Consider the following 18,342-nt stretch of genomic DNA (forward strand, 5'->3'; position numbering starts at 1 on the left):
CTTCTACTTTTTTGTCTACTACTATGCCACTTTTTTGTTATTGATATAAACTGAAAACGGATCAACCACCGGCGAGTTTTACCTGGTAGCCCTTTTGCTGTAATAATTGTTTTAACAGCTCACGATTTTCGCCCTGAATTTCAATCGTACCGTTTTTCACCGAACCACCGCAGCCACAGCGTTTTTTCAGTTCAGACGCAATTTTTTCCAATTCCACCGTCGGCAGCGCCAACCCCGTGATCACCGAAACACCTTTGCCTTTACGTCCGCTGACTTGGCGTTGGATTCGCACAATTCCGTCCCCTTTGATGATCTGCTCTGGTGCTTCTGTCGGTTTGATACGTCCGCTTTCGGTAGAATAAACTAAAGGATTAGACATAAAAAGCGCGGTCCTTAAGCAATAGCGGCATTGATACTTTTCAACACCGCAACCGGTTCTTCCGACAACGTAATCGGACGCCCGACCACTAAATAATCTGCGCCGGCATCAATTGCCTCCTTCGGGCTCATCACTCTGCGTTGATCACCAAACTCAGCACCTTCCGGGCGGATCCCCGGGGTAATCAGTTTGAAATCTTTACCGCAGTTGGCGCGCAGAATTTCCACTTCTTGTGGCGAACAAACCACGCCATCCAAGCCCGCACGCTGACTTAAACGCGCTAAGCGAATCACCTGCTCCATCGGCGAGGCATTCAACCCGATTTGCAACAAATCCACATCTTCCATGCTGGTCAACACCGTGACCGAAATCAAAATCGGCGCATCTTTGCCATACGGTTCTAAAATTTTCTTCGCGGTTTCCATCATGCGTAAACCGCCGCTGGCATGCACATCCACCATCCACACGCCTAAATCGGCCGCCGAGCGCACCGCTCTTGCTACAGTGTTCGGAATATCATGGAATTTCAGATCTAGAAAGACATCAAATCCACGCTGGTGCAACTGTTTGACAAAATCAGTACCTAAGGTTGTAAACATCTCTTTGCCGACCTTAACCCGGCATAGGCTCGGATCAAGCTGATCTACCAATGATAACGCTTGGCGCTCTGTTTCATAATCCAAGGCGACAATGACTCGACTATTCATGTTATTTCCCCTGTTAATTGATGTTGAAAAAATAAATAATACCTAGTTTTTAAGTGGCTTAGCGCACTTTTATATAAAATTATTGATATTGCCCATCTACCGGCTTAATCGTTTCCCACTTATTGCACGACGGACAGTTCCAAACTAAACGATGGCTACGATAGCCGCAATGTGAACAGCGGTAGGCAAAACTTTGCCCGATTTTATTTTCGACCAATTGCTGCAAACGTATCAAGCTCTCTTTGGCACGCCCATCCTCCGCCTGTTCAATATCATATTGGATTAAGCGGTTGAAAATATCCATACTGGGAATATGGTTCAGCTGTTGATATAGGCCGGCTTGTGCCGCAGCAGCACCACTGTTTTTATCGGTCAATTCCGCCAGTGCCAATTCAACAGCACCACTATTATGCCGCTGCTTGGCTTTAATCAGAAAAAGCTCGTAGTTATTTGGATCTTGCAGCTGCTGATAACACCACTTCAAGTGCGGTAGCACTTCAACGATAAATGCGGAATTTTGTTGCAGCACTGCTTGAAAATGCTCGATTGCCGTCCGAAAATCTTGTTCTCGCATATACAGATAAGCCAATTCAATCGATGCTCTGACACAAGTCGGCGACACCTCCAACGCTCGCGTTAACAATACTTTTTGCTCTTTAACGCTTAATTCTTCAGCCTCGATGTACTCACAATAATAGTGTGCCAGTTCAATATTATTAGATTGAGGAAACGCTTTTTGCCGCTTTTCAGTGACATCAACCGCTTTTTTCCACTCTTTGGTTTTTTGATAAATTTTTGCCAGCTCTTCCAAGGCATTGTCAGCAAATTCCGGTTCATCAACCAAACTAATATAAATATTTTCGGCACGATCAAAAAAACCGACTTTGCGGTAATCAAAAGCCAGTTGTTGTTTGGCAAGCAATTTTTGGTCAAAACTGAAATTCGGGTCATCCACCAAGTTTTGGTGAATACGAATCGCGCGATCCACCTCGCCACGCGAACGGAACAGATTGCCCAGCGTCAACGAGGCTTCAAATTGGGAATCACTGTGAATATCGTTTTCGTTTTCCTGTTTTTGCAACATGTCCAAAAACAGATCAACCGCTTTTTCCTGTTGATTAGACAACAAAAAATTTACCCCGGTGACATAGTCTCGGGATAATTTATTGCTGACATCGTCCTGCCCTTTTTTGGCGTTACGATAGCCCATATACCAACCGTAAAGCGCGGCGACGGGCAATAACAGAAACAGTAATTCAAGCATCGAAATTACACTGTTTTATCACGGCTGGCGGTCAATTCAGTGATCTGCTGAGTTTGACGATTGATTTGCCGAGTCAAACGAAAATTTTTGACTTTCAAGCGCAGCACGAAAAAGGCACAGATGGTCCAACCTAATAACAAGCCCAAGCCAAACAAAATCGCTGCCAGTGAGGATAACTGCAACTCGCTTTTGGCAATAATATAATTGAAGCTAATCACCTGATCATTATCAGCACCGATAGTAATCGCCACAATCACAATCGCCAGCACGATAACCAAGCCTAAAATGTATTTAATCATTTTATTCTCCTGAGTTTCATAACGAACATGCCCCATTATGCCAAAAATCACACTGGGCATATAGATAAATTCGGTATTAATCAGCGATTTATTGTTAATAATCAGAAAAGTTGTGTTTTGCCACTTTACGGGCAATAAAAAACGGCACTTAATGCGCCGTTTTCAATCAAATTTAATTGGATTCGTTCACACGTTCTCTAAGCTCTTTACCCGCCTTGAAATGAGGAACATATTTTGCATCCAAATCGACTTTGTCACCGGTTTTCGGGTTACGCCCGATTCGCGGCTGACGGTAATGTAGTGAGAAACTGCCGAATCCGCGAATCTCAATCCGATCCCCATTTTCTAGGGTTTGCGACATCGATTCAAGGATACTTTTAACCGCACTTTCTACGCTTTTTACCGGAATCGTATGATTTTGTTGAATCAAACTTTCGATAAGCTCTGATTTAGTCATAGTGTCTCCTCATTTTGGGCGGATACCGCACTTGGTATCCGCATGTGAAGTTCAATTAATTATTCGCCTTTGGAAGCAGCTTTGAAGGCTTCAGCCATTGCGTTTGGAATCGCTTCTTCTTGCTTGTTCACGTTGGCAACTGCTGCGCTGTCTTCCGCTTCGTCTTTCGCACGTACTGACAAATGCACGGTGCGGGATTTACGATCAACACCGGTGTATTTCGCTTCAACCACATCGCCGACGCTCACTACAGTCGTAGCATCTTCAATGCGCTCACGAGCCAAGTCAGCTGCACGAACATAACCTTCCGCACCGCCTTCCAGTTCTACTTTAACACCTTTAGCGTCAACTTCAACCGCTTTACCGCTTACAATCGCGCCTTTTTTAGTGGCAGCAACAAAGTTGTTGAACGGATCTTCTTCCAATTGTTTGATACCTAAAGAGATACGCTCTTTAATCGCATCAACTTGCAGAACAACGGCGGCAACTTCGTCACCTTTTTTGTAGCTACGAACTGCTTCTTCGCCGGCAACATTCCAAGAAATGTCAGACAAGTGAACCAGACCGTCAATACCACCTTCTAAACCGATGAAGATACCGAAATCAGTGATAGATTTGATTTTGCCTTCAACGCGATCACCTTTTTTATGTGTCTCGTCGAATTGTTGCCAAGGATTGGCTTTGCATTGTTTCAAACCTAAAGAAATACGGCGACGTTCTTCGTCGATTTCCAATACCATCACTTCAACTTCATCACCTACGCTAACCACTTTAGATGGGTGGATGTTTTTGTTGGTCCAATCCATTTCGGAAACGTGAACCAAACCTTCAACACCGTCTAAAATTTCAACGAAGCAGCCGTAGTCGGTCAGGTTGGTTACTTTACCGCTTAATTTGCTGTTGACCGGATGATTTTCAGCGATAGCAACCCAAGGATCTTGACCTAATTGTTTTAAGCCTAAAGATACACGGGTACGATCACGGTCGAATTTCAATACTTTAACAGTGATTTCATCACCTACGTTCACGATTTCGCTTGGGTGTTTCACACGTTTCCAAGCCATATCAGTGATGTGCAACAAACCGTCCACACCGCCCAAATCCACGAATGCACCGTAGTCGGTCAGGTTCTTAACAATACCTTTAACCACTGCATCTTCTTGCAGATTTTCCAACAGTTGTTCACGTTCTTGGCTGTTTTCGGTTTCGATAACTGCACGACGGGAAACGACAACGTTGTTGCGTTTTTGATCCAGTTTGATTACTTTGAATTCTAACTCTTTACCTTCCAAATGTAAGGTATCACGGATTGGGCGAGTATCTACCAGTGAACCCGGTAAGAACGCACGCACACCGTTTAACTCAACTGTGAAGCCGCCTTTTACTTTACCGTTGATTAAACCGATAACAGTCGCTTGTTCTTCGTATGCTTTTTCCAGTTCAATCCAAGATTCGTGGCGAACCGCTTTCTCACGAGAAAGTTTGGTTTCACCAAAACCGTCTTCAACGGCATCAAGGGCAACTTTAACGGCATCGCCGACTTTAACGTCCAGCTCGCCTTGAGCATTCAAGAACTCTTCAACAGGAATTGCGGATTCAGATTTTAAACCTGCGTCAACCAATACAAAACCTTTTTGGATAGCAACAACAGTACCGTTAACGATAGAACCTTGACGGGTTTCAAGTTCTTTTAGGGATTCTTCAAATAATTGAGCAAAAGATTCAGTCATATTTAATCTTCAAATTAATTAATAACGTCCATTCGAATTCCTTCCAAATGGGGCTGTTTCAAACGGTTTATCCATCCTTGAACAAACCATATTCAGGCGTTACGCTTCTTGTTGAATGCGTAAACCGACACATTGTAACGCTTTTTCGATCACTTCGCTAATACTTAATGCGCTCGAATCCAATAAAAATGCGTCATCCGCCGGTTTTAGCGGTGCCACTGCACGATTTCGGTCACGAAAATCGCGTTCTTTGATTTCGCTTAAGATTTGATCATAATCCGCCGCCACACCTTTTTGCTGCAATTGCTTAAACCGACGCTTGGCACGCTCTTCCGAACTGGCGTCCAAAAAGATTTTCACTTGCGCCTGCGGAAACACCACCGTGCCCATATCACGCCCGTCGGCGATCAGTCCTTTTTCAGTGCTGAAATCCCGTTGCCGCTGCAACAATGCCGACCGCACTTGCGCAAACGGGGCTACTTTTGAGGCGTTGTTGCCGGCAATTTCGGTGCGAATTTCGCTGCTGACATCTTCACCGTTTAATAATACTTTCACCACGCCGTTTTCCGGTACAAAACGAATGTCCAACTTCGCTGCCAAAGCGGCAAGTGCGGTTTCATCGTCCAGCGCTACCGCACTTTTCACCGCCGCCACGCCCAGCACACGATAAATCGCCCCCGAATCCAATAATTCAAAGCCCAACTTTTCCGCTAACGCTTGGCATAACGTTCCTTTCCCGACACCACTCGGACCATCGATGGTAATGACGATATTTTGTTGCATATTTTCTCTCAAATTTATAGCGGGAATTACGTCCCTCAGCCTGTCGAATCAAGTTCAAAAATATATTATCCTGGAGCAGGTTAGATCTCCGCCCGAACCGCACTTTACACTTTTTCTTTATCAATTAAATGATGATACCGCACTTCGCAAACGGGCGGATATCTAATCCGCCACTACTCAAGCTTATCCGCTCAATTTGTATTCACCTTCCGATATTGCGCCGCAAGCAAGTGCGGTATGTCACTGAACACGCCGAATACGCCCCAATTAAACAGTTCATTTGCTTGCATCGGGCTGTTGACCGTATAAACCGCAACTTTATAACCGGCATCATTGAAACGGGCAACGGTTTCTCGAGTCAATCCTTGCTGCGATAAATGAATATATTCTGCGCCAACCCATTCTAGCACCGTGAGCGCATCGTCCAGACAATCATAACTTTCATACAAACACGCTACCGCAAGCTGCGGACAGCGCTTTTTCAACTCGGCTAAAAACAGATGGTTAAAGCTGGAAATAATCACTTCCCGTTCCGGCTCAAGTGCGGTCAGCGCCTGTTGCAAGCCGTCCAGCAGTTTCAATGCCATTGCTTTGCCGGCTTCACAGCTTTTGATCTCGATATTGGCGTTCAATTGATAGCTATTCATCCATTGCACCACCTGCGACAGTGTCGGCAACGGCTCGCCTTGAAAATCTTCGCTAAACCATGCACCGGCATCAATTCCAGCTAAATCTGCCTGCGTTAAATCATAATAACCGCCGCTGCGATTGGTGCAACGATCCAACGTGGAATCATGGGTTAAGATCACCGTGCCGTCTGCGATCACATCAATATCGCACTCAAACCAATCGATATTGTATTTCTTACACAATTTAATCGCCGCCAGCGTGTTTTCCGGTGCTAGTGCCGACATCCCGCGATGGGCGTAAACACGGTTGTTCATTTTTTTCTCTTTCATGCTTATCTTAGTGTAATCACCCAACAATTGTGAATCTGTTTATTGCGTTCAAAATCCAGCGGTAAGGTTTTGGCGCTGATTTCGGTGGCTTGCAAGCCAAGTGCGGTTAAGCCGTCGAAATCCATTTTAAAGCCACGTTTATTATTGGAAAAAATAATCGTGCCGTGCGGACGGATAATGTTTTTCAGCAGCGTCATCAATTTCAAGTGATCACGCTGTACATCCCAACTGTCGTCCATGCGTTTCGAATTGGAAAACGTCGGCGGATCGACGAAGATCAGATCATATTGCTGTTTGCATTCCGCCAGCCATTGCAAACAATCCGCTTGGATAATTTTATGCTGGCGGCTCTCTTCAAAACCGTTCAGGATCAGATTCTGTTCCGCCCAGTTGAGGTAAGTATTGGACATATCCACCGTGGTGGTGGTTTTTGCCCCACCCAACGCCGCATGCACGGTTGCCGAGCCGGTGTAAGCAAATAAATTCAGAAAATCCTTGCCTTGCGCCATTTCGCCCACCATTTTACGGGTCAAGCGGTGATCCAAAAACAACCCGGTATCCAGATAATCGGTCAGGTTGACCCACAATTTGGCGCCGTATTCCTGCACGTCAAAATAGTCGCCCTGATTGCCCAATTTTTCATATTGGCTGCTGCCTTTCTGTTTTTGCCGCACTTTCAGCACCAATTTATTGGTATCGACCCCGGTCACTTGCAACGTAGCACTGACGGCGTCCAACAAGCGTTGCCGGGCTTTGTTCGGGTCGATATTTTTCGGTGCGGCATACTCTTGCACCACAATGTAATCCGCATAACGATCAACTGCCAAATTATATTCCGGCAGATCGGCATCATATAAACGGTAAGCATCCAGCCCTTGCTGCTGCGCCCATTTCTCAATTTTTTTGCAGTTTTTTTGTAAGCGGTTGGCAAAATCGGGCGCTAGCGTTGCGCCATTGGAAACCGCACTTTGTGAATTTTCCGCATTCGGTTGCTGAAGTGCGGTCTGGCTTGGTTGGGCTATTTGATAATTCTTTTGCAAACATTCTAACGGCCCGTTTTTGGCTTTAAATTGGCGGTGTGAACGTAAGCGAATGCAATTCAGCAGCTCCGGTTCAGCACTGAAAATCGAGGCATTCCAGCCACCAAACTGCTGTTTTAAGCGCTGGCCAAACACCGAGTACAACGCAATCAGTGCCGGCGTCGTGCCAAGCCGTTCGCCATACGGCGGATTACACACCACTGTGCCGATTTCGTCAGCTGCACACGGATTTTTCAGTGCGGCAATATCGCCCTGCTTAAAGCGAATCAAATGGGCAACCCCGGCTTGTTTGGCGTTGTGTTGTGCTTTGTGTAACACCCGATGATCCAAATCAAAACCGTAAAAGTGCGGTTGCGGATTTTTTTGTGCCTGCTGATCGGCTTGAATTTGCGCTTGTGACCGCACTTGCTGCCAACAAGCGAAATCGTGCCCTTTCCAATGGTCAAAGCCCCAATATAAGCGGTTGAGTTGCGGTGCAATACCCGCTTCCATCTGTGCGGCTTCAATCAGCAGCGTGCCGGAACCGCACATTGGATCGACCAGCGGCGTGCCTTGTTGCCAACCGGATCGTAAAATAATTGCTGCTGCCAAGGTTTCACGCAATGGCGCTTTGCCGCTCTCTTCACGATAGCCGCGCAAATGTAACGCATCGCCGCTCAAATCCAACGACACAATCAGCTCTTCCCGATTTAAATAGACGTGAATCCGAATATCCGGATACGCCTTTTCCACATTCGGACGCGCTTCGCCGTTGCGTTCAAAATAATCGACAATCCCGTCCTTGACCCGCATGGCGCCGAATTGAGTATGACGAATCGCCTGATTAGTGCCGTTGAAATCCACTAAAAAACTGCTTTTGCTGTCAAAATGGTCAGACCAATTGAAGTTGGTGATGGTGGAGTAAAGATCGACATCGTCATAAACCTTGCCCTGCGTCAGCGGCAATAAAATCCGTGAACTTAAACGGCTCCAAAGCAAAGTGCAGTACAGCGTGCTGTCATCGGCTTGATACGCCACCCCGCCCTGTTTCAATTGGCAATCTTGCGCCCCTAATGCGCTCAATTCGGTTTTTAATAATTCTTCAAAGCCACGGGCTGTGGTGGCGAACAGGTTTTTCATCTTTTGCTTGGCTCTCATCGCATCGGTTAATTGAGGCGCAGTATAGCAAAATCGGCGAAAATTCGCAGGTTATTCTCTTTTTAGCTGTACAATATGTTTCCTGAGTTAAGACTTCTTAATTTTTATATTTGCAACCCTGCTGATTTGTACTAAAATTCGCCTCAAATTTCTTACATTATTAACGTGATAGGCTATGTAGTTTCAGCGAGGTGTACCATTTTAAATTTAATCAAACAATTTTTCGGTAAAAAAAATAGTAGCGGCAAAGCAGCAAAGCCGGAAGGTGTAATCACAGAATCTTCTGTATCGAAGACTCCTAAAACTAAAGTGCGTAGTGCGCCGCTGGTGACACAAAAAACAGGTAAAAAAAACCATAAAACCCACTCTGCCAAAGAGAAATCTCATAGCAAATTTCGTTTGAAAGCCTCCGAATATGGTATTCAGCCGCGCATGATTCAACGTAATGCGTTGACTGTTGTCGAAAAATTACAACGTGGTGGTTATGAAGCCTATGTAGTCGGTGGTTGTTTGCGTGATTTATTATTGGATCAAAAACCGAAGGATTTTGATGTTGCCACCAATGCCAGCCCCGAACAAATTAAGAAAGTATTTCAACGCCAATGCCGTTTGATCGGCCGCCGTTTTCGCTTAGCGCACATTATGTTTGGTCGCGATGTGATCGAAGTGGCGACTTTTCGCGCCGAGCATCAGGCAGAGCACCATGGTGAACTCTCTCGGCAAAATTCCGATGGCATGCTGCTGCGTGATAATGTGTTCGGCAGTCTGGAAAACGATGCGCAACGGCGTGATTTTAGCGTTAATGCCCTGTATTACGACCCGAAAAATAATCTGTTGATTGACTACTTCAACGGCGTTGAAGACCTGCGCAACGGTAAATTGCGTTTGATTGGCGATGCTGAAACGCGTTATCAAGAAGATCCGGTACGAATGCTGCGTGCAGTGCGCTTTATGGCAAAACTGGACATGTTTTTGGATCGCGACAGTGAAAAACCGATTACATCCTGCGCCTCACTGTTGAAAAATATTCCGGCGGCGCGCTTGTTTGATGAATCTTTGAAGTTATTACAGAACGGTGCCGGCTTAAAAACCTACGAATTGCTGCACCGTTATGATTTGCTGCAATATCTGTTCCCGTCGTTGAGCCCGTTTTTTACCGAAAAACAGGACTCTTTAGCAGAACGGATGATCCGTACCGCACTTCAATCCACTGATGAGCGTATCCGTGATAATTTACGAGTGAATCCGGCATTTTTATTTGCCGCCTTCTTTTGGTATCCGCTGCGGGAAAAAATGGATCAATTGAAAAACGAAGCTGATCTAAATAATTTTGATGCGTTTTCAGTGGCTTGCAGTGAAATTCTGGACGGGCTTTGCCGTGCGATTGCCGTGCCGAAACGGTATACCATGGTGGTGCGTGATATATGGTCACTGCAACTGCAATTGCCGAAACGCAGTGGCAATCGTGCCGAAAAAACCGTTCTATTGCCTAAATTCCGTGCTGGTTATGATTTGCTGACCATGCGAGCTGAACTGGAAGGCGGGGATTTAGTTGAACTGGCTACTTGGTGGCACGAATATCAGTTGAGCAACCCACAGCAGCGTGAAAATTTGATGGTTGAACAAAATCAGCGTGATCCGCAAGTGAAAAAGAAACGCCGTTACCGTCGCCGCAAACCAAGTAACCGAGCCAAATCTCATGCAGAATAATACGATGCCTAAAAGTGCAGTTTATATTGCACTGGGCAGCAATCTGGATAATCCAACGGCTCAATTGCAAAGTGCGGTTAGGGCGCTTGATGCTCTGCCGAATACACAAGTTACGGCAGTTAGTGCCTTCTATCGCAGCAAACCGCTCGGCCCGCAAGACCAGCCGGATTTCATCAATGCAGTTGCAGCGATTGAAACCGCACTTTTACCACTGGATTTATTGGATCATTTACAACATATCGAGCAACAACAAGGGCGTGTGCGTCTGCGCCGTTGGGGTGAACGCACGCTGGATCTGGATATTTTGTTGTACGGCGATTTGGTTATTGAGAGCGAACGCTTGAGCGTACCGCACTATGATATGGCTAACCGGGAATTTGTGATCGTACCGCTGTATGAAATTGCACCCCGGTTGCAGTTACCGAATGGCGAAAAATTAACGGGCTTAGCCGATAAGTTTAAATCACATCATATGGAAATTATTAAGGGCTGTTAACTGAAAAAACAAAACGGGATCATGATTATCCCGTTTTTCGTTTTTTGCAACCTTATTGATTAACGCTCTTGCAACGCCTGCTTCATTCGGGTGATCGGTTTGATTAAATATTGAAAGATGGTTTTTTCACCGGTTTTAATATCAATCGTGGCAATCATACCCGGAATAATCGGCAATTCTTCACCATTTTTATCAGTCAAGGTGCTGGATTCGGTGGTCACTAAAACCCGATAGTAGGCTTCATTGGCATTTAATTTCAGATCGCTCGGGCGTTTTTGATCATGTAAGGTATCCGGGCTTAACAAGGTTACGACGCCGTCTAACCCGCCATAAATAGCGTAGTCATAGGCTGAAAGTTTCACCAGTGCTTTCATTCCCGGGCGTACATAAGCCACATCACGCGGACTGATATAAGCCTCGACCACCAGTTTTTCTTCTACCGGCACAATCTCCATAATATCCTGTCCGGCGCTGATCACTCCGCCAATGGTATTGACCCGAATATTTTTTACAATTCCTTTTAGTGGTGAGCGGATCAGAGAACGTTCTACCGGATCAGCCCGCATTGCCATATTTTCTCTGGCTTGTTGTAATTCTGACTGAACTCGCACCAATTCACTGTTGGCGTCGGTTACATATTTATTCTGCCGTTCCACAATTTGTAGTTGCAATTCACTGGATTGACGACGCATTCTCAACACTTCTACTTCGGACACTGCACCTTTGGCAACCATCGGCGTTGTCATCGCAATTTCACGATCCAATAGCTTTTTACTTTCACTCAGGCTATTGATAGATTCATTCAGCGCTTGTTTATGCGAATTATAGACCGCCGTTTCGCGTTCAATCAGTTCTTGCGGAGTATCGTCAGCAAATTTGAGATCGCGGTCATAAGCTTCAGCTTCTAAACGGGTTACAACTGCCGCTAAGTTTTGCACTTTAGCCTGGCTTTCACGCAAGCCGGCGGAACTGCGAGTATCGTCCAATTTCAGCAATACCTGTCCCTTTTCGACCAAATCCCCTTCTTTCACCATCATTTCACTTAAAATACCCGGATCGAGACTTTGAATCACCTGCTCACGGCTGCTTGGAATAATACTGCCCTGTCCGCGAGTCACCTCTTCCAAAGTGCTATTGTAAGACCAGATCACAAAAACCACTAAAAATGCAAATAGTAGGATAATACTCCAAAATAGACCTTTATGCTTCTCCTGCTGGATTGCCGCATTCAAGTCGGTCAGCAACTTTAAATCTTGCTTACTATATTGTTCACTATGCTTTGCCTGTGGCTGTGGCTTGAGCTTATCTGCCTCTGCTTTTGTCACAACGTGATTTGATTTTTCTACTTTCGTTTCATTATCAGACATAATTTCTATACCTTAAAGCGTTGTATCTATGCGTGGCGAGGCAGTTTCTGCTGCTTGCTGCACTTCTTCTTTATTTGCTTGTGCTTTGGTTACGGTAGCCGTTTGTAGTGTTTGCTCCGCTGTGGCTTGTTGCTGTTGGGCGTTTTTCTCATTTTCTGCCAGTCGTTTCAGCACTGCATCACGCGGACCGTCCATCACCACTTTGCCCTGTTCGATGATCACAATCCGATCAACAATCTGCAATACTTGTGGACGATGGGTGACGATTACCATGGTGCGATTGCGACACCAGTTTGCCAACACTCGTAACGCTTGGATTTCGCTGGCTTGATCAAGTGCGGTCGTCGGTTCGTCCAACAGTACCACTTTCGGATTGCGCAGCAACATCCGCGCCAATGCAATTACCTGTTTTTGTCCACCGGACAGACCTAGCCCATTTTCACCTAACGGCATATCCAAACCGCGTGGGTGATTACGGATTAACTTGTCCAAACCAAATACTGTCAGCGCTCGGATCAAATCTTGGTCGGTTGAAAAACCGTCCATACGCGCCAAATCCATATTTTCACGCAGACTACCCAAAAACAGGCGCGGATTTTGTTCTAATAATAAAATTTGATTACGCAAGAAACTCGGATCCAGTTGTCGTAGATCCACGCCATCCAGAGAAATGGTACCGCTATTTAAATCATATAAGCCGGATGCTGTTTTAAGTGCGGTTGATTTACCACTGCCGATGCGTCCTAGGATACCTACTTTCTCTTTTGGTCTGATTGATAAATTTAAACTACTCAGTGCCGGTGCCCCGTCTTCGGTATAAGAAAAAGAGACATTATTAAACTGAAGTTCACCGTTGACTTGATCCAAGGTGACATAGTTGCGATCACTGTCACGATCAGTTTTGCGCTCGACAATGCCATTCACACCTTTTAACGCAACCCATGCCTGTTGAAAACGCACTGCCAATCCAGCAATTTGCCCGACCGGCGCTAATGCCCGTCCGGATAAGATTACCGCAGCAATCAATGCCCCCATGGTGATTTTTGACGCTTGATCTTCGCTGTGAATCAGATACGTACCGTAAAGCACTAAAAACACAGTATTCAATTGCTGCATTGCGACTGCAAAATTGACCACAAAATTGCTGACGTCTTTTAGTTTAATCGAAGATGCCGCAGCCGTTGCCGTGTAGTGATCCCAACGTTTTTGCGCCCATTTTGCCGCATTATTGGTTTTTAAGGTTTCCAATCCCTCAATTGCTTCTACCGCCAAACCTTGACGCTGCGAAGACTCTTTCATCGATTCGTTGATATATTTCGCGAGTGGGCCTTGTGCCAAAAAGCCGACAAAAATAACTAAAGGAATAATAATGGACGGCACAATCGCTAAGCTGCCGGCGACCAACCAAATTACCGTGATAAATAAAAATAAAAACGGCAAGTCCACCAACGTTAGCAAACTGGCACTGGTCATAAAGTCGCGCACTGACTCAAAATCACGTAAATTGCTGGCATACGAGCCGGAAGATGCCGGGCGCTCTTGTAATTTTAGCCCAACTACTCGGCGAAACAACGCTGAGCTGATAATCAAATCAGCTTTTTTACCGGCAATATCGGTTAAATGCCCACGAATCATTTTTGCGATAAATTCAAAGCTGATCGCAATAAACACACCGATGCTCAACACCCACAAGGTATTGTATGCCTGATTCGGAATCACCCGATCATACACATTCATCACATACAATGAACTGACTAATGCCAAAAAATTGATGATAAACGTGGCTAAAATAACTTGATAGTAATAACGTTTAAAACGCCAGATTACTTTGAAAAACCAAGCTTTGGGCAATTTGTATTCCGGCAGTTCAGAACGCGAATCAATCCCGATCTTCGGTTTGATAAACCAACAGTAGCCTAAATAACTTTTGTTCAACTCCTGATGGCTGATAAGTTGGGTTAGACCGTCTAATTGCTGAATTTTATACACTCGGTCTTGTCCATACCCTTCGATACTGACAATGACAGCCGCTTCTTCATTTTTTAACAACACCACGACCGGCATTGCCAAGGACGGAATATCCTCCAGCGGACGTTGTGAAATCGTGTTTTCAAAGCCTTCACTTTTTAAAAACTCTTGCAGTGAGGAAAAATTAATCCCCATATTGTTATCGCGGATAACATTTGCTGCCAAGGTTGCCACCGACAGTTGTGATCCGACCAACTGGGTTGCAAGAGACAGATTTTCAATAATCAATTTCATATGAATAATTCTTCTTGAGAGAGAGAAAAGCAATAAAAGCAGATATTTCTGCTTTTATTGTTGTTCGTGGTTATATGGTGTTATTTTCTCGCATTTTTCGGGAAACCCGCCCATTCGGCAAGAGATCCTTGAGAGCGAAGATAATCCAATTTTGCTTTGCGCAAAGCCCCTTGGGTATTGACTTGCGCCATTTCAACATTAAACAGCTCGCTGTGCGCATTCAATAATTCGATTAATGTTTTACGCGCCAAATCAAACTGTAACCGGTAAAACTCTATTACTCGGGTTGATGCCTCAATTTGTTTTTTAATGGTTTTTAATTGAATGGTGTTACGTTTAATATCCAATTGTGCCAAGTTGGTGGTTTCACGTAAATTACGCTCCACCCGATCCAACCGCTCTTTGGAAGAGGCAATTAAGTTAGCCTTTTCGCGCACTTCATAACTTGACGTATGATTAAACACATCCCAATTGACATTGATGCCGGCTTCCCGATCTTCGGTGGTTACAGTTGCTGTTAAATCAACTTTAGGCAATTTTTTCAGTTTTGACAACTCGTGGTCTTTCATATTCGTTTCCAACTCAGCCATCTGTGCCTGATAAGTTGCTGTCAATTTACTGTCTTTAGCAGAATAATTTTTATACATCGCTTCAACCGACAATTTGCTAAACGGATCTTCAAGATCTTTTTCAGTGATCTGGCTACCGCTGTAACTTGCCAGCTGTGTTAAGTTTTGGTACATATCACGTTGATAATCATTGATTTCCTGCTCAACCAAAATTGCACGGGCTTCTGCCTGAGCATATTCGGATTCACGCCCTTCATCGTTGATAACAATATTGCCGATATCTGCCAGGATCTCGTTGTGGCGCTGTAGATTACGCTGCCCTACATCAATCCGTTCTTTTGCCAATAAGGCATTTAAATACAATTCGGAAATGGTATATGCTAACTCTTCACGGCTTTCATAATATTTGAAGTTGTAGTATTTTTCATTTTCTTTATTTTTTTCAACTTCTTTTTCAATTGCACCAAAGGCATATAAATTAATCGAACCACGTACTCCGGGTACGATTTTGCGATCTTTATAATCACTCTGATCTTTATGATACTGAGACAAGATTTTACTTCCGGTTAGCGATACCACCGGATAATGACCGCCTTTTGCCTGTTCAACCCGATCTTTGGCTGCGCCCAATTCAGCATCAGCTTCTTTTAATATGGGATCACTGACTAATGATTGAACTAATACATTTTTGAGTGAGTTGGTATAACCGATGGAACTGAAAAGCACTAACCCTGTGCCGACCAGAATTTGGCTGATAATCTTGCGTTTAAACATTAATAAAACTCCTGAATTTATAAAAATTCGCTATATCTTGTCAGTTTACATTAATTATAAATTTAAACTAATAGAATTTACAAATTATTATGAAAGAGAAAGATTTTGATTCAGAAGACTATCAATCGCACTTTTTAAATTTTTATAGTAATCCTTTACGAATCATCGACTCAAAAAGTTCATACTCCACCAAAAACGCATCATGTCCAAAATCGGAGTAGAATTCATGATAATCTAGCTGGACACCCGTTTCTTGCAACAATTGTTTACTTTTATGCATATCCGGTGTTTTAAATAATTGATCATTTGCCACTGCCACCAAGGTATAACGTGCCTTGATTCTGCTAAGTGCTTTTTTGATGTCGTTATTGTAGTTCATCGCCGGATCGTATAAATCGAGTGCACGAGTTAAGTGTAAGTAACTGTTGGCATCAAAACGATCAAGAAATTTTTTGCCTTGATAACTCAGATAGGATTCCACTTGAAAATAATCACCGAAATACTCCGGCGACTGTTTCTGTGCCCGTCCAAAGGCTTTATTCAATTGAATATCGGTGCGATAGGTCAGCATGCCTAACATTCTGGCAACTGCCAGTCCTTGCTCCGGTGCCTTGTCCGCGTAATAATCACCATTATTGAAATTAGGATCTGTGACAATTGCTTGGCGCATCACATGGTTAAAACCAATAGCTTCAGCACTGAAATACAAAGATGAACATAGATTCACCACCCTTGCCACCCTATCCGGATAATCTACCGCCCATTGGGTCGCCTGCATACCGCCGAATGAGCCACCAATCACCGCATGCAAGTGCGGTATTTGCAATTCATCTAATAATGCTTTTTCAGCTTTTACAATATCCTGGATGGTGATCGCCGGAAATTGGCTACCGTACGGCTTATTTGTCGAAGGATTAATAGAAGAAGGGCCAGTGCTGCCCTTGCAACCACCCAGCACATTGGAACAGATAAAAAAATAGTGATCCGTATCCAGTGCCAATCCTGCGCCCATAAAATTCTGCCACCAGCCTTTCTGTTCACTGCCTGCTTGCCGTGGCTCTATGTAGGGTTCAGCATCGCCGGTTAACGCATGGCAAATCAAAACGGCATTACTTTTTTCTGCATTCAAGCGTCCATAGGTTTGATATGCAATATCAATATACTTGAGTTGCCCACCCAAAAGTAAATTGAGCGAATTATCCGTGAAGAGCCTAACTGATTTGACCGCCATAACTACCTTAAGATCACTGTTTTTGGGTTATTTTTTTAGGTTTTTGCATAAATTACCGATCCGTAAAATAGTTGTCAAGTAATTTTAGCCATCTAAACATCTAGATTTATATCCTTCTATACTCTGCCGTTTATCACTGTCCTCGCTACTTGATTTTTTATTGCTTATCGGTATGCTTACTATAATCTTTTCTAACTTCGACGATTATGCTACATCACCCCGTTAAAGGCGCACTAGCAATGATTCTTGCTGGGTTTGTATTTGCCGTGATCAATACGTTAACTCAAATACTGGGCGCAAATAGTACCATCGACTCGGCTTCTGTTGCACTGTACCAATACCTTTTTGCGCTGCTATTTTTAGCGCCTAGCCTATTCAAAGCCGGTTTAAAACCACTAAAAACCCAACATCCGTGGTTACATATTCTGCGCGTTGGTATTTCTGTTATTGGGATTCAATGCTGGATCAGCGCTTTAATTTACCCAATTCCAATTTGGCAAGGTATCGCCTTAATTATGACTTCACCGCTGTTTGCAACCTTAGGCGCAGCACTATTTTTAAAAGAAAAAGTTGGTTTTAGCCGCATCACCGCAACCTTGTTCGGTTTCTGTGGTGCGATGATCATCTTGAAACCATGGTCGGAAGATTTTAACCCTGTTGCGCTTTTGCCGCTCGCAGCCGCACTTTGCTGGGCAATTTATTCTTTAATGGTCAAAAAATTGTCTTCATCCGAATCACCGACCACCATTGTGGTGTATCTGTTCATCCTGATAACACCGTTTAATTTACTCAGTGTATTACAATCTTCACAATTCACTTCGCCGGATATTATGCAACTAGGCTATTTGATTTTATTGGGATTCCTAACTGCGATCGCACAATTGGCCATCGCAAAAGCCTATAATTTAGCAGACGCTGCCTATTTACAGCCCTTTGATTTTTTGAAACTGCCGCTAAATGTGCTGGCGGGCTGGCTTATTTTTCAAGCACAACCGCCGGGACGATTATGGCTGGGCGCTGCCCTGATTATTTTTTCAATTTTATATATTACTTACCAAGAGAGCGGTCGTCGCAACCGATAAACTAGGGTCTGTTGCTGTTTGTTTATAATTTGAGTTGGCGCTGACCGCGCAATCTTGCTAAAATAATCGAAACGGTTTTTACTTTTCAAATGATAT

At 44.3% G+C, this 18,342-nt stretch carries 16 protein-coding genes; 3 read left to right on the forward strand and 13 right to left on the reverse strand.

What is annotated here, in order from left to right:
* Window positions 1-61 precede the first annotated feature (61 nt).
* From yciH to rlmKL, 9 genes are all read right to left on the reverse strand, one after another.
* A complete protein-coding gene (yciH, locus tag EDC16_RS06170; RefSeq protein ID WP_132966498.1) occupies window positions 62-379 on the reverse strand; it encodes a stress response translation initiation inhibitor YciH in 318 nt (105 codons plus the stop codon).
* 14 nt (window positions 380-393) lie between these two features.
* The gene (gene pyrF, locus EDC16_RS06175; RefSeq protein WP_132966500.1) at window positions 394-1,086 is read right to left on the reverse strand and encodes an orotidine-5'-phosphate decarboxylase; all 693 of its coding nucleotides are present in this window, start codon (window positions 1,084-1,086) and stop codon (window positions 394-396) included.
* Between the two features lie 79 nt (window positions 1,087-1,165).
* The gene (gene lapB, locus EDC16_RS06180; protein WP_132966502.1) at window positions 1,166-2,350 is read right to left on the reverse strand and encodes a lipopolysaccharide assembly protein LapB; all 1,185 of its coding nucleotides are present in this window, start codon (window positions 2,348-2,350) and stop codon (window positions 1,166-1,168) included.
* 5 nt (window positions 2,351-2,355) lie between these two features.
* On the reverse strand, window positions 2,356-2,649 hold the full coding sequence (locus EDC16_RS06185; protein WP_132966504.1) for a LapA family protein: 294 nt from the start codon (window positions 2,647-2,649) through the stop codon (window positions 2,356-2,358).
* A gap of 172 nt (window positions 2,650-2,821) precedes the next feature.
* Window positions 2,822-3,106, reverse strand: coding sequence for an integration host factor subunit beta (locus EDC16_RS06190; protein WP_132966506.1), 285 nt, complete (start codon window positions 3,104-3,106; stop codon window positions 2,822-2,824).
* Window positions 3,107-3,165: 59 nt separating this feature from the next.
* A complete protein-coding gene (gene rpsA / locus EDC16_RS06195) occupies window positions 3,166-4,836 on the reverse strand; it encodes a 30S ribosomal protein S1 (protein WP_132966508.1) in 1,671 nt (556 codons plus the stop codon).
* A gap of 99 nt (window positions 4,837-4,935) precedes the next feature.
* Window positions 4,936-5,619 carry a (d)CMP kinase gene (cmk, locus tag EDC16_RS06200; RefSeq protein ID WP_132966510.1) on the reverse strand — a complete coding sequence of 228 codons (684 nt, stop codon included), beginning with the start codon at window positions 5,617-5,619 and terminating at the stop codon, window positions 4,936-4,938.
* A gap of 191 nt (window positions 5,620-5,810) precedes the next feature.
* Complete coding sequence (locus tag EDC16_RS06205; protein ID WP_132966512.1) at window positions 5,811-6,563, reverse strand: glycerophosphodiester phosphodiesterase family protein; 753 nt, start codon at window positions 6,561-6,563, stop codon at window positions 5,811-5,813.
* 17 nt (window positions 6,564-6,580) lie between these two features.
* Window positions 6,581-8,737 (reverse strand): bifunctional 23S rRNA (guanine(2069)-N(7))-methyltransferase RlmK/23S rRNA (guanine(2445)-N(2))-methyltransferase RlmL, encoded by a 2,157-nt coding sequence (gene rlmKL / locus EDC16_RS06210; RefSeq protein ID WP_132966514.1) that lies wholly within the window; start codon window positions 8,735-8,737, stop codon window positions 6,581-6,583.
* A gap of 216 nt (window positions 8,738-8,953) precedes the next feature.
* On the opposite strand from rlmKL, the gene pcnB reads away from it, so the two are divergent.
* Window positions 8,954-10,465 (forward strand): polynucleotide adenylyltransferase PcnB, encoded by a 1,512-nt coding sequence (gene pcnB, locus EDC16_RS06215; RefSeq protein ID WP_416069092.1) that lies wholly within the window; start codon window positions 8,954-8,956, stop codon window positions 10,463-10,465.
* 4 nt (window positions 10,466-10,469) lie between these two features.
* Entirely contained in the window at window positions 10,470-10,961 is a 492-nt protein-coding gene (gene folK / locus EDC16_RS06220; protein WP_132966516.1) for a 2-amino-4-hydroxy-6-hydroxymethyldihydropteridine diphosphokinase, read from the forward strand.
* Between the two features lie 59 nt (window positions 10,962-11,020).
* Here folK and EDC16_RS06225 read toward each other — a convergent pair whose 3' ends face one another.
* The 4 genes from EDC16_RS06225 to metX form a co-directional block, all read right to left on the reverse strand.
* A complete protein-coding gene (locus tag EDC16_RS06225) occupies window positions 11,021-12,328 on the reverse strand; it encodes an HlyD family type I secretion periplasmic adaptor subunit (RefSeq protein WP_132966518.1) in 1,308 nt (435 codons plus the stop codon).
* 12 nt (window positions 12,329-12,340) lie between these two features.
* A complete protein-coding gene (locus EDC16_RS06230) occupies window positions 12,341-14,590 on the reverse strand; it encodes a type I secretion system permease/ATPase (protein WP_132966520.1) in 2,250 nt (749 codons plus the stop codon).
* 80 nt (window positions 14,591-14,670) lie between these two features.
* Window positions 14,671-15,933, reverse strand: coding sequence for a TolC family protein (locus tag EDC16_RS06235; protein WP_132966522.1), 1,263 nt, complete (start codon window positions 15,931-15,933; stop codon window positions 14,671-14,673).
* Window positions 15,934-16,075: 142 nt separating this feature from the next.
* A complete protein-coding gene (metX, locus tag EDC16_RS06240; RefSeq protein ID WP_132966524.1) occupies window positions 16,076-17,164 on the reverse strand; it encodes a homoserine O-acetyltransferase MetX in 1,089 nt (362 codons plus the stop codon).
* Window positions 17,165-17,370: 206 nt separating this feature from the next.
* On the opposite strand from metX, the gene EDC16_RS06245 reads away from it, so the two are divergent.
* Window positions 17,371-18,246: a DMT family transporter gene (locus EDC16_RS06245; protein WP_232517274.1), complete on the forward strand. Its 876-nt coding sequence runs from the start codon at window positions 17,371-17,373 to the stop codon at window positions 18,244-18,246.
* The last annotated feature ends 96 nt before the right edge of the window (window positions 18,247-18,342 follow it).

The organism is Testudinibacter aquarius (assembly GCF_004342725.1).
In the GTDB taxonomy this organism is placed as follows: domain Bacteria; phylum Pseudomonadota; class Gammaproteobacteria; order Enterobacterales; family Pasteurellaceae; genus Chelonobacter; species Chelonobacter aquarius.